This is a genomic window from Synechococcus sp. PCC 7336, from assembly GCF_000332275.1.
Classification (GTDB): domain Bacteria; phylum Cyanobacteriota; class Cyanobacteriia; order Thermostichales; family PCC-7336; genus PCC-7336.
The window spans coordinates 3,918,567-3,937,367 of record NZ_CM001776.1; the positions used below are offsets into that span (position 1 = coordinate 3,918,567).

Here is an 18,801-nt window from a genome sequence, read left to right on the forward strand (position 1 = left end):
GACTTTGCCATAAGGAGAGGGTTATGACTGGGCAAAAAGATACCCGTCCTATGCAAGACACAAATCGCGACACACAAGTCCAAAGTGACCGATCGTCTGTCAGCCAAGCGCAAGGCGATCGCAGCCAGTACCAGAAGAAAGTGCAGGCTGAGTTTGACAAGCTCAATGCTCAAATTGACGAGTTGAAGGCCAAAGCTCGCCAAGCTGAGGCAGAAACCAAGCTGGAATACGAAAATCAGATCGAGTCTCTGGCTGCCAAGAGCGAAGCCGCACAGATGAAGCTGCAAGAGCTGCAAGCCAGTGGCGAAGCAGCATGGAAAGACATTCAGACAGGATTCGAGCAGGCTTGGTCGGAGTTGGTGGATGCGTTCGACGTTGCAGTGAAGCGTTTCGAGCGGTAATCAAGGCTTCCCATATACTGATACACTTCCGATTCTCAACAAGAATGAGATCCAAAGAGGTGTCTGTCACGAATTTCTATAGCTTTCACCGAAGCTTTTTGCTCGTTATTAACTCTTTTACTTTCAGAGAGAATAAATCTAGATCGAGTAAAACAAGGCTAGATTTAGTGCAGAGTTACCCTCGGCAATCTAAGTCTTTATCATTTTCGCCAGATACTTAACTTGGCAAACCCTAATTACTGAGAATACTCAACGAGTTCCTAAAAGTTCTAGACCTGTTTTTTGGACACAAACAATTATTTGAGCCCCTCTGCAAGCATTTAAGCTTTTTTGTTTCTAAAAAAATTTTTGTTACCTATTAGCGATCTAGAATCGAGGGCTGATTTAAAATGGAAAGAGCATCAATAGCTCCAAACAAAACAGTGTAAATACTAGTGAAATTGCCTCGATCTTGGTATCGGTATGTATATTCCAGTATCAACGTATCGCATTCAGCTAACACCTGACTTTGGATTGGATGCTGTTCGACAGATTATTCCCTATCTAGAGAAGCTCGGTATTTCAGATATCTATGCATCGCCCATTTTGAAGGCGAGGCAGGGAAGTACCCACGGGTACGATGTGGTGGATTGGAATCAGCTCAACCCCGAATTAGGTTCCCGAGAAAAATATGATGCCCTGCGGGACGATCTGCAAGACAGGGGAATGGGATGGATTCAAGATATCGTTCCCAACCACATGGCTTACGACAGTCAAAATCAATACTTAATGGATGTGCTCGAACGCGGACCGAATTCTGAGTTTGTTAATTATTTTGACATCGAATGGGAACATCCTTACGAAGATATTAAAGGCAAGGTTTTAGTACCTTTACTGGGTGACTTTTATGGTAATTGTCTCGAAAAGGGTCAAATACAACTGAAGTACGAACGAGAAAGACTTGCTGTCAGTTATTACGATCTACAAATTCCATTGAGAATTGAGTCATATGCGAGGCTAGTTACCTACGATCTGAACGAGCTGTCGCACGCTCTAGGTAAAGATCATCCTGATTTTATTAAGTTAATGGGAATTCTGTACATTTTACAGAATATTTCTGAAGGAGAATCTGGCGAGCAGCGAAACGAACAATTACTATTTGGCAAAGGTCTTCTCTGGGAGCTGTATGAGGCAAATACGGAAGTCCAGAAGTTTATCGATCGCAATCTGAAGACTTTCAACGGGACCCCTGGCGAGCCAGAAAGTTTCAATTTACTAGATGAGTTACTAGCCAAGCAGTTTTTCCGACTGTCCTTCTGGAAAGTGGGTGCAGAGGAGCTGAACTATCGGCGCTTTTTTACCATTAATGACCTTGTTTGTCTGCGCATTGAAGATCGAGAGGTATGCGAGCAAACTCACAAGCTTATTCTTCAGCTCGTTCGAGAAGACTACTTTCAAGGACTGAGAATCGACCACATCGATGGTCTATACGATCCGACAGATTATTTGATTTGGCTGCGCGAGCAAATTGGCGATCGGTATCTCATTGTTGAAAAGATTCTCGAACTAGAGCGCGATTTTTTCTCAAGATATGAAGAGCTGCCCCAAGAGTGGCCCGTTCAAGGAACATCGGGATACGACTTTTTGAATGTTGTCAATCAAGTTTTTTGCCAGAAAGATAATGTGCGTCACTTTGATGAGATTTACTCCGATTTCACCGGACTGAGCGAGCTATATGATACTCTTTGCGTTCAGAAAAAGCGCTTAATTGTCGATACCAACTTGGCAGGCGATCTGGAAAACTTAGCAAATTTATTGAAGAAGTTCTCGGGCTTATATCGCTATGGCCGAGATTTTACACTCAATGGTCTGCGCAAGGCGATTCAGGAGGTCCTCGTTTTATTCCCGGTCTATCGAACTTATATTTCTTCTGGAACAGAGGTGAGAGAACGAGATCGTAACTATATCGAAGAGGTTATTCGTAGAGCCAAACAGAATATCCCCCAGTTATTGAATGAGTTAAGTTTGATTGAGAAGGTTTTACTACTACAATTTGATGGCTGGCTCACTGATGAGGAAAAAGCTCAGTGGCTTCGCTTTGTCATGTGCTTTCAGCAAGTGACCGGACCGCTTACTGCTAAAGGAATTGAAGATACGTTGCTTTACGTCTACAATCGCCTTATTTCCCTCAATGAAGTTGGAGGTATTCCCGCTCAATTTGGAATTACAACTGCTTCGTTTCATAATTTCAATCGCATGCAACAAGACCACTGGCCGCATTCTCTAAACACAACCTCTACGCACGATACCAAGCGTAGCGAAGATGTTCGAGCTCGAGTTAACGTCCTATCGGAAATTCCCGATCGGTGGAGCGATCGAGTTAACTATTGGAAACAGCTCAACCGAGCTCGCAAGTTAATCACCGATCGCCGCGAGGTTCCAGACGCGAACGACGAGTATTTCCTCTACCAAACACTAGTCGGAGCTTTTCCGTTAAACGATCGCGATCGCACTCAGTTTACCGAACGCATTAAACAGTATTCCATCAAGGCCGTTCGCGAAGCCAAGGTACATACTGCTTGGTTGCAGCCAGATACAGAATACGAAGAAGGGTACCTAAACTTCATCGATCGCCTCCTCCAACCTGCCGACGAAAACGGGTTTTCGAGTGCATTTTTGCCCTTTCAGCAGAGTGTTGCCTACTACGGGATGTATAACTCGCTCTCGCAAACACTGCTTAAAATTGCCTCGCCAGGGATTCCCGACTTCTATCAGGGAACAGAACTCTGGGATTTTAGCTTGGCAGATCCCGACAATCGCCGCCCAGTTGACTTCGAATATCGCTTGCACCTTTTAGAAGAACTCGATCGGCAATCCAGTGAAGATCTCTCCGGCTTACTAAAGGTACTTCTGAGCTCCTGGACAGACGGTCGCATCAAGCTGTTTGCGATCGCGCGATCGCTTCGCGCAAGACAGGAATATGCAGATGTTTTCCAACACGGCACTTACGTCCCATTAGAGGTTGTGGGGTCGCTATCCGATTGCGCGATCGCGTTTGCCTGGCATTATGGCGATACGGTGGCGCTTGTGGTTGTACCGAGGTTTTTGACCCAGTTCATTAAACCTGGCGAGTATCCTCTAGGTTCGGCAGTCTGGAGGGACACGCACTTGGCGATACCTGCGGAACTCGAACTGCAGTGGACAAATGTTTTCACCGATCGAGTGCTTCAGAGTCGGGAGGCGATCGGCATCGGAGAGATTTTGGAGCTTTTTCCGGTGGCTTTACTGATAGGTCGCTACGAAAAATAATTGTATTGAGGTTCGCCGCCCTTGCTCCAAGCTCCTGACAATCGATCGCACCTTGTTTCGCTGAGGAAGAACACCATGGCTGCTAACGATAATACCGACCATGGAAATGGATTAGAAACTTTTGCTTTGAAAGATTGCGCCCTGATTGCGATCGCGACTGGCTACAAAGCAGAGACTTTGAAAGAGATGCGCGATCGCCTGCAAACCATCGTCCCCGACAGCATTTACTTTCACTTTTGGGGCAGCCTACTCGAACCTCTATTTGAAGAACGAGAATATAACAACGACTTTGCCGCTTGGGCGCGGCGCGGTCTCCACGACGATAAATTGGCCGAGCGTCTGGCGATGATCGATCCCTCCGCATATATCGACATGGAGGGGCTGCGGCAGGAACTGATCGACATCATTGAGGAGCGATTAGATGAAGCCGGTACTGTTCCTTGGATAGTTGCGACGGAGCAGTTTCAATTCATTCGCTCTCAGATCGTTGTTTTCGACACCTACAAGCGAGTCAAACATCCAGAAGAGATGGCAGAATTGATGCCCCATCTGTCGGTGGGTAGTATCTTCTATCATTTCATCGACGCCAGGAGGCGATTGCCAGAAGGTGTAGACGACTTCCGACTCTGGCTGAGAGGATTGGATCGCAAGTACGGCAACTTAGAATGCCAGCTTGCGGAGATCGATCCCTATTTCGAACCCCTGATCGATTGCCGCTCCCGCTTGGCAGAGATTTTTAGAGCCTGTTGTAGGTCAGGAGTAGCTGCATGAATATTCTCGATACCTACGCTCGGGTGACGGGTCAGGAAGTGATCGATCGCCTGCTGCAATTGGCTAAGCCCCTCAAGGGCAAAACAGTCTTGCACGTTAACTCCACCGCTAAGGGAGGTGGCGTAGCTGAGATTCTCACCCAGTTGGTTCCTTTGATGCGGGAGCTCGACATCGATGCTTACTGGGAAGTCATCGAAGGCGACGTCAAGTTTTACCAATGTACGAAAGGAATGCACAACGCTCTACAGGGCAATGCCGTTCCCATTCCCGAGACCCTTTTGAAGCACTATAAAGCGGTTAATGTCAGTAATGCCGATACCTTACGCGATCGCTTAGAAGCGTCAGATTTTGTCTTCATTCACGATCCGCAACCTGCCCCCCTGCTGCAGTACTGCCCCAATCGCCAGGGCAAGTGGGTCTGGCGCTGCCATATCGATGCCAGCCATCCCTATCGCTCGGTGTGGAAGTTCCTTCGCCCGTTTATTGCCCCCTACGATGCCAGCATTTTCTCGCTGGCTGCTTTTGCCCAGGCATTACCGCATCCGAAATACATCGTTCCCCCCAGCATCGATCCCTTGACCGATAAGAATATCGATCTCGAACCCGACGAGATTGAAGCGGTTTGCAAGCAATTCGAGATCGATCGCGATCGCCCTTTGCTGATCCAGGTTTCTCGTTACGATCGTTTCAAAGACCCTTTAGGGGTTATCCAAGGCTATCAACTGGCTACTCGTTTCATTCCTTCACTTCAACTGGTGCTTGCTGGAGGAGGAGCTGCAGACGATCCCGAAGGGCAAATCGTATTGGATGAAGTCAAAGCGGCTGCAGAGGGAGATCCAGACATTCATATCCTTTTGCTTCCGCCAGACGCCCACCGCACCATTAATGCTCTCCAGCGAGCCGCTGACATTGTGCTGCAAAAATCGATTCGCGAAGGATTTGGCTTGACAGTGACTGAAGGAATGTGGAAAGGAAAGCCTGTGATTGGCGGAGATACGGGGGGAATTCGCTTGCAGGTCATCGACTATCACACCGGTTTTTTAGTGAATACGCCCGAGGGAGCTGCCCTACGCATTCGATATTTATTGCACGAACCGAAACGCATTGCCGAGATGGGAGCTAAAGCCAGGGAATTCGTTCGGGAGAACTTTCTATTGACCCGACAGTTACGGGAGTATTTGACATTGATGGTTGCACTTCAAAATGAGGCGCGGGATCGAATCGAGTTGAAATAAGTACAGACAGAAATTCTGTACGCTCTCCGAGCGCCTGTCAGAGCAAAGGCTAATTTAACCTGAGTTGAATGGCTTTGCATGGCCCTCACCCCCGGCCCCTCTCCCAAACTTGGGAGAGGGGAGAAACAGCCGAAAATCCTTACGGGGCCTCGTTCCCCTGCCCCCAAAGTTGGGGGTAGGGGTTAGGGGAAGGGGGCCACAGGCATCTAGACAAATGGCCAATGTTTCGGAATATGAATTTCGCCAGCAGTATCAATTTTGGGGGAAGGGGTTAGGGGATGGGGGCCTGAAACCTGTCGAACTGACGTTAATTGATGCCCGGATTCGGGCTAAAACTGTATCGGCTGGGGGGAGACCAAAGCAAAGAAATAGGCTCTCACCTCGGGGCCGATCTGAATCAAATCGCCACTTTTGAGATAGTGAGTTGCAACTCGCTCGCCATTGACCAATACGCCATTGGTACTGGAGCCTCCCTGACGATTGCCGTCCACTAGACAATAGGTAAATCCCATGGCCCCGGCACTGCGATGGGGAACTCGAATTAGGTAGGCATGCCGTCGGGATACAAATCGATTGGAGATGGGGATGGCATTGCTGGCGTCGCGACCCAGAGTGTATATCCCTTGCGCGAGCAGATAGCTGCGCGGCTGTCTGCCGTCGTGAACGCCGAGGGTAAAGTTGGGGCTATCGCCTGCGTCAGGAGACAGCCAGTCAGCATCGAGAGCTCCATCCGCGATCGCAGGGGGAATTGCCGGAAGGGGACCAGAAGCCACTTCCGTCGAGGGTTGTGGATATGGCTGGCCCTCCACATCGGGCACAATGAGTTCAGTGTATTCGGACATATCCGCATTGGGTTGCCACAGCCTGCGGATAGAACCCACAGGGGGTATGGGGGATGTTTACCTCTTGGGTTAGACTACCCGCCGAGTGCAGCGAGCCGATCGCATCGCGCCCCAGGCTTCAAGAGGGGTTGCCCTTCATACGAGAGAGAATGGTCTGGATAATGATATAGAGCGCCAGCGCCAGCACCACAAAACCGGCAATCAGCAAGAGCCAGTTTTCCTGCAGTTGTCGGGAGATTTTGGCCAGCAGAGAAAGATTTTCAAACCGTCGGGTGGGAGCGCCACTGAGAAATTCCAGCTCGAAGGTGTTGGGGTTGAACGGATCGGGGGTAGGGCTGAAGGTCTTGATAAATGCCGTGTCGCCCTCTAGCTGAAAGAACCAGGCATCGAAGGCCAAAAAGTCTTGGATGCGTTCGAGTGCTGTGGGGGTTTGCCCGCTAAGCGACAACAACAACCGCTGCGAGTTCCAAGGGGAGAGGGAGGTTTGGATGGCCCCTTCACTATCCGTCAGGGTTTGAATGGTGTTTCCCTGCCACCGCCGAGTCATGACATTGTAAAGGCGGAAGTTACCGGAGGTGAGGAGTTCGGGGAAGGGGAACCGCTGCCGATCGCCAATGGCAATCAGATGTCGCTCGTCCCGGACTCGAGCGGGCAAAGTGCTGGCCGTATACACCTCCCACTTCACATCTCGGGCGCGGCTGAGGCGACCTAGACGCAAGGCCAACTGCATCAGCGTTTGCATCTCCTGGAAGGAGGGTCGATCGGGCAATACTGCCGCGCTGGAGGAGAGATCTTGGGGAGCAGCAAACGGGTAACCGTAGCGCAATAGGGCTAAGTCGGGTAACTCCACCGATTGCTGTCGCCGCAGATTGACGGTCGAATCGGCATGGAGGGTGCCCCAGAGATGGCCGCGAGAGACTAAACCGCAGGCGGCGGATTGGCGCGGGTTGAGGCGAAAGGCGATGGTCATGCGGGTGTTGGGGGCAATCAGCCCCTCGGGGAGAGCGACCTCCGCTCGAACCCCGGTTTCGCCATCGAGATTGGTGAGTCGGTGACCCCCCACGACGATGTCGTCGAGCAAGACCTCGATCGCCGATGTACGGGGATTGGTCTGGGGACCATAGCTGTAGTGCAGTTTAATATGATTGCCGCGAGTGAAGCGATCGTCCGGCAGTGCCCGAAAATCAAACTCGATTTCTCCAGAGTCTGTCCCCCGTACAGTGGTATCGCGAATGGGGCTGCCATCTGCAAAGCTCAGATCGCTGAGGGGAAAGCGATCGCGATCGGGCAAATAGCGGGGCCAGTCCCGCGCGGGGGGGGAGGGCAGGTCGGCGATCGTGGTGGCCAGCAGAGCCTGCCCCGTACCGATCTCTCGATTGGTGGGGGAAATTAGGGTACGAACCCCATTCAATACTCCCGCACTGCCATTGCCGCTGATGACTAATAGGGGGACTTGTCCACTCCGCACAGTTGTCAGCATCAGCACCCCCACATCTGTCGGCAGGGGGCGATTGTTGCCATCTGTCCACTGATTGTTGACGAGGTCGAAGGGCAGGTCGAGGCTGGCCAAGACGGGATGGTCGCTGGGGGTGCCCACGATCGCGACCGGCTCGCTGGAACTGGCTTCTGCTAAGTCGGGCACGAGACGGGTTTGGAGGGGACGAAAATCGGCGAGGCGACCCATATCCACCTGAAAGCGGGAGACAGCGGTGAGCCATTCGGGAGTCACCTGTTGCGGCACGAGATAGGCCAAGCGGCTGCGACCCAAGGCTTGGGTATCGAAAAAGGGATAGGGATAGCGACTGAAGTCGAGGTCGACCGGGACGGGGGTATAGCGGACGGAGATATAGGAATCGGGCAGGATTTCTGTCCACAGTCCCGGATTGGCAGGATCGGTGCAGGCTTGGCTGTCGTATTGCTGGGCCAGCACCGATAGGATATTGAAGCGCTCGAATCGCTCGGGGGGGATGTCGAAGACCGCCGTGGCAATACCGGCTTCCGGTCGATCGAGGGGCAGGCTGCCGATGCTGGAACCGTTGAACCGCACTGTGATGTTAGAGCGTCCGGGATCGAGCAGATCGGAGTGTTGGAATCGGATAGTGGCCCGCGCGGATTCTACCGACCAGTTGCGGGGGCTGGGAAAGGCGAGTTGGTTGACATCGACGATGCCCTGCAAGCGCAGAGCATTCCCCACCACTGGGCTGCGGGAAAATTCGAGGATATATTCCGATTGTCCTGCGGGCAGATCGTCAGAGGGGGGGATGCCCGAGGGCGGATTGAAGCGAGGGGTGGTTCCTGTGTCGGAGGGCAGGGAAAACCGCCGAATCAGCTCTTCTTCCTGTTGGGTAATGTCGTCGGGCATTTGCGCTGCCGCAGGTAGCCCCGCCCAGAGGAGTGGAACTATGCCGCACCCCAATAGGGCGAGGGCAGGCGATCGCGGTTGGCGCAACAGTAAGCCAACCAGTCTAAACAGGCGATTCATAGTGCTGCACAGAAATCCTTCGAATTAGCGGGCCAGACTGGCGGGAGGCGGTTCCGAGGCCAGTAGGCCAAAGGCCACGAGATTTTGGGTGTAGTAGGCAGAGTTGTTTTCCCAGATACCGTCTCGGTATTGGGGCAACAACTTTTGCTGGCGAATGTCTGCTGCAATATCGGGGTCGACGAGGGCAAACGCGGCATACAGCATGCCATATTGTGCGGTCGATTCGAAGTCTGCGAGGGCGATACCGGACAGATCGATCTCGGCGGGAATGGCTTGTTGACTGCGCCACAGGTGCTGGAGATGCGTCAGGTGGGTGTTGAGGTAGGCGACGGCTCTGGGCTCGCCAAACCAGCGGGCATCCAGCACCAGTCGCCACCACACTCGGATGGCATCGAATCCGTAGCGGCTGCTGAGGGAACCAGCGGTGGAGAGGGGCACGTAGCGTTCGGTGCGATCGCTAAACCCCACCCAGTTTCCGGGCAAATTGACGGCGGACAAACTAGAAGCCTCTGTCAAAAGGCGGTAGCTGCCCTCCACCAGTTTGCCCCAATCGCGATCGCCATCTACGAGATCGAACAGGCGAAAGGCGTAGGGGGCGACGTAGGAGGGGTTGAGAATGAGAATCCCGTTGGGGTTGCGAAACGGGGCTTCGGGGCCGGGCAGGAGATAGCGGCGATCGCTATCAGTGACTGCGATTGTGCCCAAATTCCAAATATCGTCTAGCTTGGCGAGGGCGAGCTGCTCGTAGTCGGGGCGATGCCAGCGACGTGCAGCCAGGATTAAGGCGGTGACGGCGTCCACATCCGCATCGGTGGCAAAGTTGGTATCGACAATACCCCAACTGCCATCCGATCGCTGTTCCCATTTCCAAGCCCACAACCGATCCGCTGGGGGGGGCTCGACGGGCTCCGTTTGGGAATCGGGGGAGGGGTAGCGATCGGCGTCTGCTGCCAACCGTTCGGTGGTGCGCTGCAGGTGGCGCTCGGCCCAGCCGAGCACGAGATCGAAGGTGTCGGGATCGTCATTCCACACCGCCAACAACAGACCGTAGGCTTGCCCTTCCGAAACGGTGCGGGCATTGGCTTCCCAATCAATCACGCGACCGTCTGCCTGAATAAAGCGAGCGCGGTAGGCTGTCCAACTGCGGGCAACAAGCTGTGCGTTCGTGAGGTCGGGTAAAGGACTGTCGGAGGGTGGGGGAGCGGACACATCCACGGGAGGGGCGACAGGGGATTCGATCGCCACTGGGGGCTGGGGCGTCGAGGTGGCTGACGGCGACGGCGCAGTGACGCAGCCCCACAGGGCCAAGACGAGGATAGTGCAGACAGCGATCGCCATTGCAGACAAGCGGCGCAAATGCATGCGAGAAGGAGAGGTAGTTCTGTCCATCAACGTTCCCACTCTGGCTGAAATCCCCGTCGCTGCAGTAGGCTCTTTTGCAACTCTTGCAGGCGAGCGCGCACTTGAGGCGTCACGCCATCGCCCTGCTGCTGTCGGGCCAAGTCTCGATAGTAGCGCAGGGCGTTGAAAGTGGAGTCCCAACCGAGGCGAGCTCCATCAAACTCTTCCTCTGCTGGAGCAGAGGGGGGAGGGGGAGTGCCCGCCTCTAGATGAGAACGGGAAGACGAGTCCCCCGAGTCGATCGCCGCCAAGACGGGGGGTTGCCGTTGGGCGGAATGGGGCGCAAAAGCCAGCATCGTTTCGTAGAGGTCGCTCCAATGGGGTTGAGCGGGCAAATCGGCAGTCAGGGAATACAGTTCGAGGGGCGGTACGCTGCCGGGGGCCGAGGTCTGCCAGCGATCGATGAGGGCGATCGCCGCTGCGGTCGAAATGGCCTGCAGTTGCTGAGCTGCTGCCACCTGTCCCAGCACCGCCCGCCAATCCTCGGGGTTCTGCTGCAGCAGTTGTTCGTATAGGTAGATGGCAGCCCGAGGCTGGCTCTGTTGCAAGCGGACCCATGCCAATCCCAATGCAGCTTCGCGGGCAGTCGGCCAATGGGAGGCATAGGTTGACATGATGACTTCGTAGCGCTGGCTGCTAGCCGCGAACTTCCCCTGCCGCCGCTCGATATCGGCCAACAGCAGTTCTGCTGCGGGTGCAGTCTCTCGCCGATTGAACTGGCGGTAGTCCGCTAAGGCCAATTGGGCCGACTGCAGGTCTCCCCGCGCCACCAACATCTGAGCCACCCGCAGCAACAGGGGGGGATGCCGAGCTCCCCGCTGCAGCAATTCCAAATATACGGGCAACAGGTCTGGATCGGGGGGATCGATGGAAGCGAGGGCGATCGCCCAATCTTGTCGCTCTGTAGGGTTTTCGGGTAGGGTCTGGACGATCTGCCGCAGTTGCTGCCGCAGTTGTAGCCGCCGCAGCGGCGGCACGGAGGCTGCGGTGGGGAGGTTGCCAGCCGCTAAGAGGGCGGCTTCGAGGCTGAGGGTGTGGAGGGCATAGCTGCGGTTGTGGGGATCTTGCTGGAGTAGGTGGCGATAGAGCTGATGGGCGTTTGCTAGCAGTTCGGGGCGGCGACGCATAAACTGGGCAGCGGCCTGCAGCACTGCGGCATCGGGGGAGGGGCGAGCCAAGAGCTGGCGATAGAGGTCTATGGCAGCCAGTTCGAAATTCAGCGATACTTCGGGACGTTGGGCCACCTCGTCTAAAGCGCGAGCCAAGCTGACTGCGGTGCCGGGATCGTCGATTAAAGGCTGCAGGGTGGCGATCGCACTTTGGGGTTGATTCGAGAAGTAATAGCTTTCGGCGATCGCCACCTGCAACCTCACCCCCAACTCGCTGCGCCCATCGACGTAGGCCAATTCAGTTCGGGCGAGATCGAGGGCAGTAAGGGTCCGAGCATCGGCCCGCAAAGCCCGCAGGTATAAGAGCAGATCTTCCCCCAAAATCGCCTGCCCCGTTTGGCGATAGCGATCGTAAAAGGCGATCGCGGCGGCAAACCCCTCCCCCCTCACCGCAGCTTCCGCCGCCTGCAAGAGCACCTGCGACTCGACAGCTCCTGCCGCCACCACAAGGCGGTAATCGGCCAAAGCCTCGTTATAGAGCCCCAAGAGGGAATAGAGTCGCGCCCGATGGGTTCTGGCCTCCACGCGATCGGGCGATCGCTCCAGCAGTTGAGTTAGAGCAGCCACCCCCGAGCGATACCGCTGCGGCTCCAGCAGCGCCAGCAACCCAACCGTTTCCAGGGCCAATTCGTGGCTGGGATCCTGGTGCAGCACCGCTTGAAACGCCGCCCAAGTCTCTGCTTCCCGCCCCGCCCGACGATAGGCGATCGCCAGACCGAACTTGGCCTGCAGCGATTCTGGATAGTCTCTCACTGCCGTCTCGAATTGGGCGATCGCCGACACTACATTCCCCTGCTGTAAAACCTCATAGGCTTGGCTGACTGGAGCCGGCACGGGCGGCACTCGAGCCCCTGCGAGGGGCGTAATGGCCGAGCAACTGCTGCAGGCGATCGCCACCACTGCCGCGAATCTCCCGAACCTGCCAATTCCCCTAACCCGCCTGCATCCTGCCATCAGTTCAAATACTTCACTCAAACTCGCGATTCAACAAATCGAGCGTCGTTCTCACCCGCACCCCCAGATCCACCTCGCTAAACTCATCCCGCGCCACAACGGTAAACCCCACCCGGAAATTATCGAGCGGTTGAAAATCATAAAATGCTTCCACAACGCTGGGAAACGGCTCGTCTAGATCCTCTCGCAAATCATTATTGTCTAAGCCGAAACCAATCCCCAGACCCAAGCGGTCTTCGGGCAGGGCAATGTCGAATAGGTTAATTCCAGCACTAGCTGTAATGGCGGAGACGTCGAGATCGTTGTTGAAATACTGGCCGAAGCGGCCAAAAATGCCCAAATTGATGCTTTCGGCAAAATACTCGAAGTTAATGCCGTAGGCTTGTTCGCGATCGTCCGGTAGCGGGCCAAACGCGCCGTCTCCTCGCGGTACTGAAAACGCTGCCGGAAAGGCTGTCTCGGTCCCGGCATCGGTGCCCGTGACGTAGGTGGCGCGCACAATCGCATTGCCCACTCGAAACGCCACTTCCCCCACAAACCCATCCAGGTCGAACTCATCCAAGCGGCGGGAGGATGAAAAGGTGCCTAACTTGACCTCCAATTGGTCCGTCGCAGTCCAGTTGAGCAACGCACCAGTGCTGGCCTCCAAGCCTGCAGCCGCAAGGGCGGGATTGGTCTGAAAGACCGTATCGAAGAAGTGGGTGCCCACATCTTTGGCAAAACTATTGCGATCGAAGTACGACGTCAGATCGATTTGACCGAGAATCAAGCGCAGGTTGGGTACCCCTGGAGGGGCTACCGCCACAAATAACTCGTTGACGGTCAAGCCATCTAAAAAGGCACTGGAGAGTTCGCTGCCCTCGGCAAAATCGACTGCTCCGCCGATCAGCACATTGGCATTAATCGGCACGTCACCCCGCACCCGCACCCGCACGGAGGTGGTATCCCCCAGTTGAATCCCCAATCCATCCACGACTAGGGTGGGCTGAAATTCTGGCAGCGTGGCGATGTCGAAGGGCGTTTCCAGGGGAGGTTCCGCTAAGGGAGGGGGCTCCAGTTCCGATTCCGCCAGCGGAACGGGAGGGGCGGGGGCTCGGGCAGGCGGCGGCGGCGCGTCGGGGGGAGCTGGTGGGGCAACGGGGGCAACGGGGGCAGCGGGCGGGGGGGACGGCGGGTCGAAGATAATGGGACCGCCTCCAGCCAATGTGTTGGGGGCGAGGGGGAGTCTCGTTTCGGCTCGTTCTAGATTGGCATTGAGTTGCTGGTTGGGAGGAGGGGGAGTGAGATCGCAGACGGAGCAATTCAGTCCCGCGATCGCCTCCGAGCTGTGGGGGTTGCTCTCGGAAGCGCGAGCGAAAGAGGGCGAAAAAAATTCTGTCACGCCTCGTGCTGCCGGAGGTAGGTCTGAAGGGGGGGGAGGCGGAGCTGAGAGGGGGGCTGTTGCCGGTGGGGAGAGGGGCGATCGCAAGACTTGGCGAATCAGTTCGTCTTCTCGGGCTTGTCGGTCTGCCGAATCGAGCCGATCGCGTGTCGCCGCTCGCTCTCGCTCGGAGGGCAAGGCTTGGGCGATCGCTATCCCGTGCAACCTAACCGCAACGTCCGCTGGTTCCTCTTCGAGCGCGGCTGTGCCGAAAGCTCGTCCCTGCCATCCTCCAACGCCTGTGCTTAAGAGCACCAGTGCAGCCAAAGGCGATCGCCACTGCAGGGTAAAGTCCCGACAGACTGCAGTGGCTGACCAACTGCCGAGCGGCCAATATCGACCTGGCTGGATACGGTAACGCACGCACTTCCAAGAATCCTGCCACTACAGCGCCACAATTGATGTGGACACTACAGCTAGCGCTTAGTCTATCAATCAAATGCTAGATATGGGGCCTAGCTCAGCCGAGGGTTACAGCCCGACAGGTATTTCTCAAGCAAATCAGCAATCTTTCTGTCGATCGGGGTGTTGGTGGGCTCTTCGGTATCGGTGCCTAACGACCTTTCTTGGCGGTGACTTCGAGGTTATTGACTGCCGCTCAACTTCACTGTTTCGTGTCGGGCTCTTGGCTGGAATCAACTCGATCGGCAATCTCTGCGAGCTGTTCGAGGGACAATCCCGTCGCCTTTGCGATTGTTTCAAGAGGAATCCCTGCTTGTAAGCAGTTAGCGGCAATTTCCATGACTGCCTTTCTCCGAGCCTCTGCTTGAATTTCTGCTGTTGCTTGTTCTAGAACCTCGGCTTCGATCTCGCGATAGACGCGGGTGTCTTTTAGGTTGCTCAATCCCAACATGCGCTCGATGTCTCCTTTGCTTAATTGTGGAAACTTTTCGATGGCTAACTTTCTCAGTAGCTCTATTATGTCTGACTTGATGGCGCGATCGCCGATCGCCTGTGTCTGTTGCATCACCTGTTGAAAGCGTTGCGGGGCAGTGGTGTTGGGTTCGATGGTGAGTTGGGCGATCGCGGCTCCTAGGGGGAGGCGATCGGGGTTGAGTTCGTCGAGGTAGATGCGGGTGACTCGGGGACTTTGCAGGAGGTCGCTGTAGAGGTGGGTGTCGTGGGTGTCGGCGCGGCGGCTGGGGAAGATGACGCTGGCTCGCCAGTCGGGGATGCGATCGGGGTAGCGCAGGTAGAGGAAGAGTTCGCCGAAGAGGCGGCGGTAGATTTTGTCTTCGGGTTGGAATTGGATTTCGCAGAACCAGACGGGTTTGGGCGATCGCTCGTCTTTGGGGACGAAGACGCCGTCGATGCGAAAGGCTTTGTCGCGGACGAAGACGGTTTGTTTGACTTCGATGGAGTCGAAGCGGTAGGCGTCGGCGTCGGTATCGGTTTGGCCTTGCAGTTGGAAGAAGCTGGCGGGGTAGGTGGCGAATAGGGTGTAGAAGATGGAGTCGGTTCGCACGGTGGAGGGGTCTGGGGGGTTGGGGGAACTGTATCGGAATTGAGGCGGGATAACCAACGTAAATTTGGGGCGATCGCTGTGGGTTTCAAGGGGGTCGGGCGATCGCTGAAACCCGCATTCTCTCGTTGACCCCCTTGAATCGCTTGTGGGGTAAGGGGTTGAGGCTGTTTTTTGGATTGGTTGTTGATGCTATTCTCAATTATTTTGAGGGCGACTTGCACCCCCTTGAATTTTGGCTCTAGAATCCTTGTATGGTGGGGCTCTCAGAGCTCGCCCCTTTTCCCATTCGTTGGAATGGATTAGTTGGAAACAAATAACTGCGCACACCATTTGTGTCCAAAGAAGTCCTTTTCCCATTCGTTGGAATGGATTAGTTGGAAACAAGCAGTAAGACCGTATCCTTGACTTTGAGTTTCAGCCTTTTCCCATTCGTTGGAATGGATTAGTTGGAAACCTATTATATTTTCTAAATAGAGTACCCTACTTTCTAACCTTTTCCCATTCGTTGGAATGGATTAGTTGGAAACCAGCTCAAGCGGGAAAAGACGATAGTGGGTGACATCCTTTTCCCATTCGTTGGAATGGATTAGTTGGAAACTTAACAAAAAAACATTCGTCTGGGCGGATCGATACCTTTTCCCATTCGTTGGAATGGATTAGTTGGAAACCTCGTCAAAACTGATAGTTGACCTACGAAATGATTTTCCCTTTTCCCATTCGTTGGAATGGATTAGTTGGAAACCCACCGAAATTTTCTTCTAATAGTTCAATGTTATTCCTTTTCCCATTCGTTGGAATGGATTAGTTGGAAACGTGTCTCTACTGGTATCTATATAGGTGAGTTGATTCCCTTTTCCCATTCGTTGGAATGGATTAGTTGGAAACAAGTCTCCCATGTGAGAAGCTGTACACTTTGGAGAGCCCTTTTCCCATTCGTTGGAATGGATTAGTTGGAAACATATAGCATCCCATCGAATAGAACCTCAGGTGTTTCCCTTTTCCCATTCGTTGGAATGGATTAGTTGGAAACGTTATCTATATCAAACCAAATCAGATGATCTATACCCCTTTTCCCATTCGTTGGAATGGATTAGTTGGAAACGGCTTCCTCCTTTTTAAAATGGACTGCTACATAATCGTCTTTTCCCATTCGTTGGAATGGATTAGTTGGAAACAATGGTAGACTTTGAGGCTTTGCGCGGGATAAATAACCTTTTCCCATTCGTTGGAATGGATTAGTTGGAAACAAGACAGACAGGCGCTCGTTGAGCTCTTTATTTCGACCTTTTCCCATTCGTTGGAATGGATTAGTTGGAAACAGGGGTAAAGGGTGGTGATTTGGTACTTCGAGATTGCCTTTTCCCATTCGTTGGAATGGATTAGTTGGAAACGGGTCTTACTGCGGGCCTTTTTGACCTCATGTCCGCCCTTTTCCCATTCGTTGGAATGGATTAGTTGGTGATGCGATCGCCTAAAATTGACTGGTGCGATCGAAGATGACTCGGACTGGCATTCTAAGCTGCTGCATTAGCCCCCTAAATCCCCCATTCTGGGGGACTTGTGAGAGATGATTTGCTATTGCTTTGGGGTTGCTGGCGATCGCGTAATACCTGGTTTAAAGGCTCTATGCTATCGAGCTTTTGAGGAGGACGATCGCAACATTTGAACGCAAACAGGCGATCGTCTTACTGCTCCAGTGGCCACAACTTCTCAAACTCACTTCGAGTCTCCAAAAACTCTAAAAACTCATCAAACGTTTCAGACCCATCGGGAAACAAAGTCAGCAACTCGTTATAGTTTTTCGTTTTGACATACTCCGCCGTCTTTGGGTCCGCCTTGCGATCTTTCGGGACCGCGATCGCATACAGCCGATGCCACAACCGCCCCACCTGCCCCAAATGACCCGTCACCGATGACTTGGCGATCGTATAATTCGGCGATCGATACGGCCCGTGCAACCAAGCTGCTGCATGACATTCCTCGGGGTTGAGATGCGGATTCACCGCCCGCCGCCCCCAAACCTGTACTGTCTCGGGATGCCACACCTCTCGCCAATGTGGGTAAGGCCCCTCCACAGAAAACTCGCACTCTTCCATCCACTTGGCAGCAGCCTGCCGCACTGCATCAATAAACTTGCCCACACTCTGAAGTTTCAATCTCCCCTGCCGCAGCGATCGCCCATCCGCCCAATCCCACTGACAGCCAATCAAAGGCTTGCGATCGCTCCCCATCCCCTCCGACCAATTGGGGTAATACTCCTTAAAAAACAAACGATGGTCCGCCCGCCGCCAAGACTTGCCAAACCCACCCAACAGCACCGCAAACCGAGTCAAGAACACCATCAACCGCTGTAGCGCCCTGCGCTTCTCCTCCGGCAACTCCCTCAGCAACCGCCAGCGCAACTCCCCCGTCACTTCATAAGTGGGCACTCGATAGCGATCGCGCCCAAACGAGCCCATCTCTAAAGCTCGCAGCTCGAACTCCATCCCCAACAGTCCCACCGTCGCCCCACCCCGCACGCCGCCAAACAACTTCTCTACCAACCGTACTGCCGACTCCTCTGTCGTCAAGCCGCCAAAAATCCGTAATGCATGACCCCGCAGCGCCGCCCGAAACAGATTGGGCCGAAACTCCCCCGAACCATCCAATAACTTCGCCGCCGCCCCCTGCCCCCACAGCGAACCGCGAAACAACAGCGTCCCCTGGGCGCGACCCACAACCTGACCGTATCCGGCACAAGTACGACCGCCGAGACCCGAGGCGATCGCCCGCTCCCAAATCTGCCAAACCTCCTGCCATTGCGAATCCGAGAGCGATTTCTCCGCTGAAATGCCAAACCGCATCAGCGGACGATAGAGCGAGATCGCTGCCAACGCTCCGGTTTTATTGCCCGACATCCCTACCTGGTAGTCCTGCTGCGGGTGAACGATATCCTCCAGCCTCTCAGTCCAACTGGCATCAGTCGGATAGCCGCCGTGAAACCGCAAACTCCCCGGTTCGTAACCGTCTGCCGCTTGCAACCCGCAATAATCCTTCGCTTGTTCGCCCGAACAGGCTCGGCGGAACAAACCCTTCATACTGCTGCCGGGGAAAAACGGCCAACCCCGCGCCCCCAACAGCGGTCGAATAACGGTATCGTCCTGGCCGCCATTGGTCAGCAACCGCCAATTCACCTGATAGTCCCGCGTTTGAACGCGATCGCCAAACTGCGGCACCGCCTCATCGATCTGCCAAGTCCACTCCGTTGTCCAGCGCTGAATATCCTCCTCCTGCCCCGCTCGATTCAGAATCCGCTGCACCTGACAGCGCCCCTGCGCCTGTGCCCGAAACATCATCGGTACTTTTGTATGAGCATTGGGAATCACCGTCATAT

General features: G+C 54.4%; 11 protein-coding genes and 1 CRISPR repeat array. Of the genes, 4 read left to right on the forward strand and 7 right to left on the reverse strand.

The genetic code is table 11. From position 1 onward, the window contains the following. The first annotated feature begins 23 nt into the window (after positions 1 to 23). The 4 genes from SYN7336_RS18610 (at position 24) to SYN7336_RS18625 (ending at position 5,695) form a co-directional block, all read left to right on the forward strand. A complete protein-coding gene (locus tag SYN7336_RS18610) occupies positions 24 to 401 on the forward strand; it encodes a hypothetical protein (protein WP_017327445.1) in 378 nt (125 codons plus the stop codon). A 462-nt stretch (positions 402 to 863) separates the two neighbouring features. Further along, a complete protein-coding gene (gene treY, locus SYN7336_RS18615) occupies positions 864 to 3,689 on the forward strand; it encodes a malto-oligosyltrehalose synthase (RefSeq protein WP_017327446.1) in 2,826 nt (941 codons plus the stop codon). A 75-nt stretch (positions 3,690 to 3,764) separates the two neighbouring features. Then, on the forward strand, positions 3,765 to 4,460 hold the full coding sequence (locus SYN7336_RS18620; RefSeq protein WP_017327447.1) for a DUF5752 family protein: 696 nt from the start codon (positions 3,765 to 3,767) through the stop codon (positions 4,458 to 4,460). After that, positions 4,457 to 5,695, forward strand: a complete 1,239-nt coding sequence (locus tag SYN7336_RS18625) for a glycosyltransferase (protein WP_017327448.1) — start codon at positions 4,457 to 4,459, stop codon at positions 5,693 to 5,695. The genes SYN7336_RS18620 and SYN7336_RS18625 overlap by 4 nt, the downstream gene beginning before the upstream one ends. Positions 5,696 to 6,024: 329 nt before the next feature. Here SYN7336_RS18625 and SYN7336_RS28270 read toward each other — a convergent pair whose 3' ends face one another. The 7 genes from SYN7336_RS28270 to SYN7336_RS18665 form a co-directional block, all read right to left on the reverse strand. Beyond that, positions 6,025 to 6,576 carry an FHA domain-containing protein gene (locus SYN7336_RS28270; protein ID WP_227498539.1) on the reverse strand — a complete coding sequence of 184 codons (552 nt, stop codon included), beginning with the start codon at positions 6,574 to 6,576 and terminating at the stop codon, positions 6,025 to 6,027. Between the two features lie 79 nt (positions 6,577 to 6,655). Beyond that, positions 6,656 to 9,019, reverse strand: a complete 2,364-nt coding sequence (locus tag SYN7336_RS26700; protein ID WP_017327450.1) for a cellulose biosynthesis cyclic di-GMP-binding regulatory protein BcsB — start codon at positions 9,017 to 9,019, stop codon at positions 6,656 to 6,658. A gap of 24 nt (positions 9,020 to 9,043) precedes the next feature. After that, positions 9,044 to 10,408, reverse strand: coding sequence for a glycosyl hydrolase family 8 (locus tag SYN7336_RS18640; RefSeq protein WP_017327451.1), 1,365 nt, complete (start codon positions 10,406 to 10,408; stop codon positions 9,044 to 9,046). Continuing rightward, positions 10,408 to 12,564 carry a tetratricopeptide repeat protein gene (locus tag SYN7336_RS18645; protein WP_156820223.1) on the reverse strand — a complete coding sequence of 719 codons (2,157 nt, stop codon included), beginning with the start codon at positions 12,562 to 12,564 and terminating at the stop codon, positions 10,408 to 10,410. The genes SYN7336_RS18640 and SYN7336_RS18645 overlap by 1 nt, the downstream gene beginning before the upstream one ends. After that, entirely contained in the window at positions 12,557 to 14,326 is a 1,770-nt protein-coding gene (locus SYN7336_RS31915; RefSeq protein WP_156820224.1) for a porin, read from the reverse strand. The genes SYN7336_RS18645 and SYN7336_RS31915 overlap by 8 nt, the downstream gene beginning before the upstream one ends. Before the next feature lie 241 nt (positions 14,327 to 14,567). Then, on the reverse strand, positions 14,568 to 15,428 hold the full coding sequence (locus SYN7336_RS18655) for an Rpn family recombination-promoting nuclease/putative transposase (RefSeq protein WP_017327454.1): 861 nt from the start codon (positions 15,426 to 15,428) through the stop codon (positions 14,568 to 14,570). A 275-nt stretch (positions 15,429 to 15,703) separates the two neighbouring features. Further along, a CRISPR array of direct repeats spans positions 15,704 to 16,891; the repeat unit is 36 nt; unit sequence CCTTTTCCCATTCGTTGGAATGGATTAGTTGGAAAC. A gap of 222 nt (positions 16,892 to 17,113) precedes the next feature. Beyond that, complete coding sequence (locus SYN7336_RS18665; protein WP_017327456.1) at positions 17,114 to 18,799, reverse strand: hypothetical protein; 1,686 nt, start codon at positions 18,797 to 18,799, stop codon at positions 17,114 to 17,116. Between the last annotated feature and the right edge of the window lie 2 nt (positions 18,800 to 18,801).

Bases quoted from the DNA above. Each gene is read 5' to 3' on its own strand.
- SYN7336_RS18640 (WP_017327451.1), bottom strand. From the start codon at position 10,408: ATGGACAGAACTACCTCTCCTTCTCGCATGCATTTGCGCCGCTTGTCT.
- SYN7336_RS18665 (WP_017327456.1), bottom strand. From the start codon at position 18,799: ATGACGGTGATTCCCAATGCTCATACAAAAGTACCGATGATGTTTCGG.
- SYN7336_RS18610 (WP_017327445.1), top strand. From the start codon at position 24: ATGACTGGGCAAAAAGATACCCGTCCTATGCAAGACACAAATCGCGAC.
- SYN7336_RS26700 (WP_017327450.1), bottom strand. From the start codon at position 9,019: ATGAATCGCCTGTTTAGACTGGTTGGCTTACTGTTGCGCCAACCGCGA.
- treY (WP_017327446.1), top strand. From the start codon at position 864: ATGTATATTCCAGTATCAACGTATCGCATTCAGCTAACACCTGACTTT.
- SYN7336_RS18620 (WP_017327447.1), top strand. From the start codon at position 3,765: ATGGCTGCTAACGATAATACCGACCATGGAAATGGATTAGAAACTTTT.
- SYN7336_RS18625 (WP_017327448.1), top strand. From the start codon at position 4,457: ATGAATATTCTCGATACCTACGCTCGGGTGACGGGTCAGGAAGTGATC.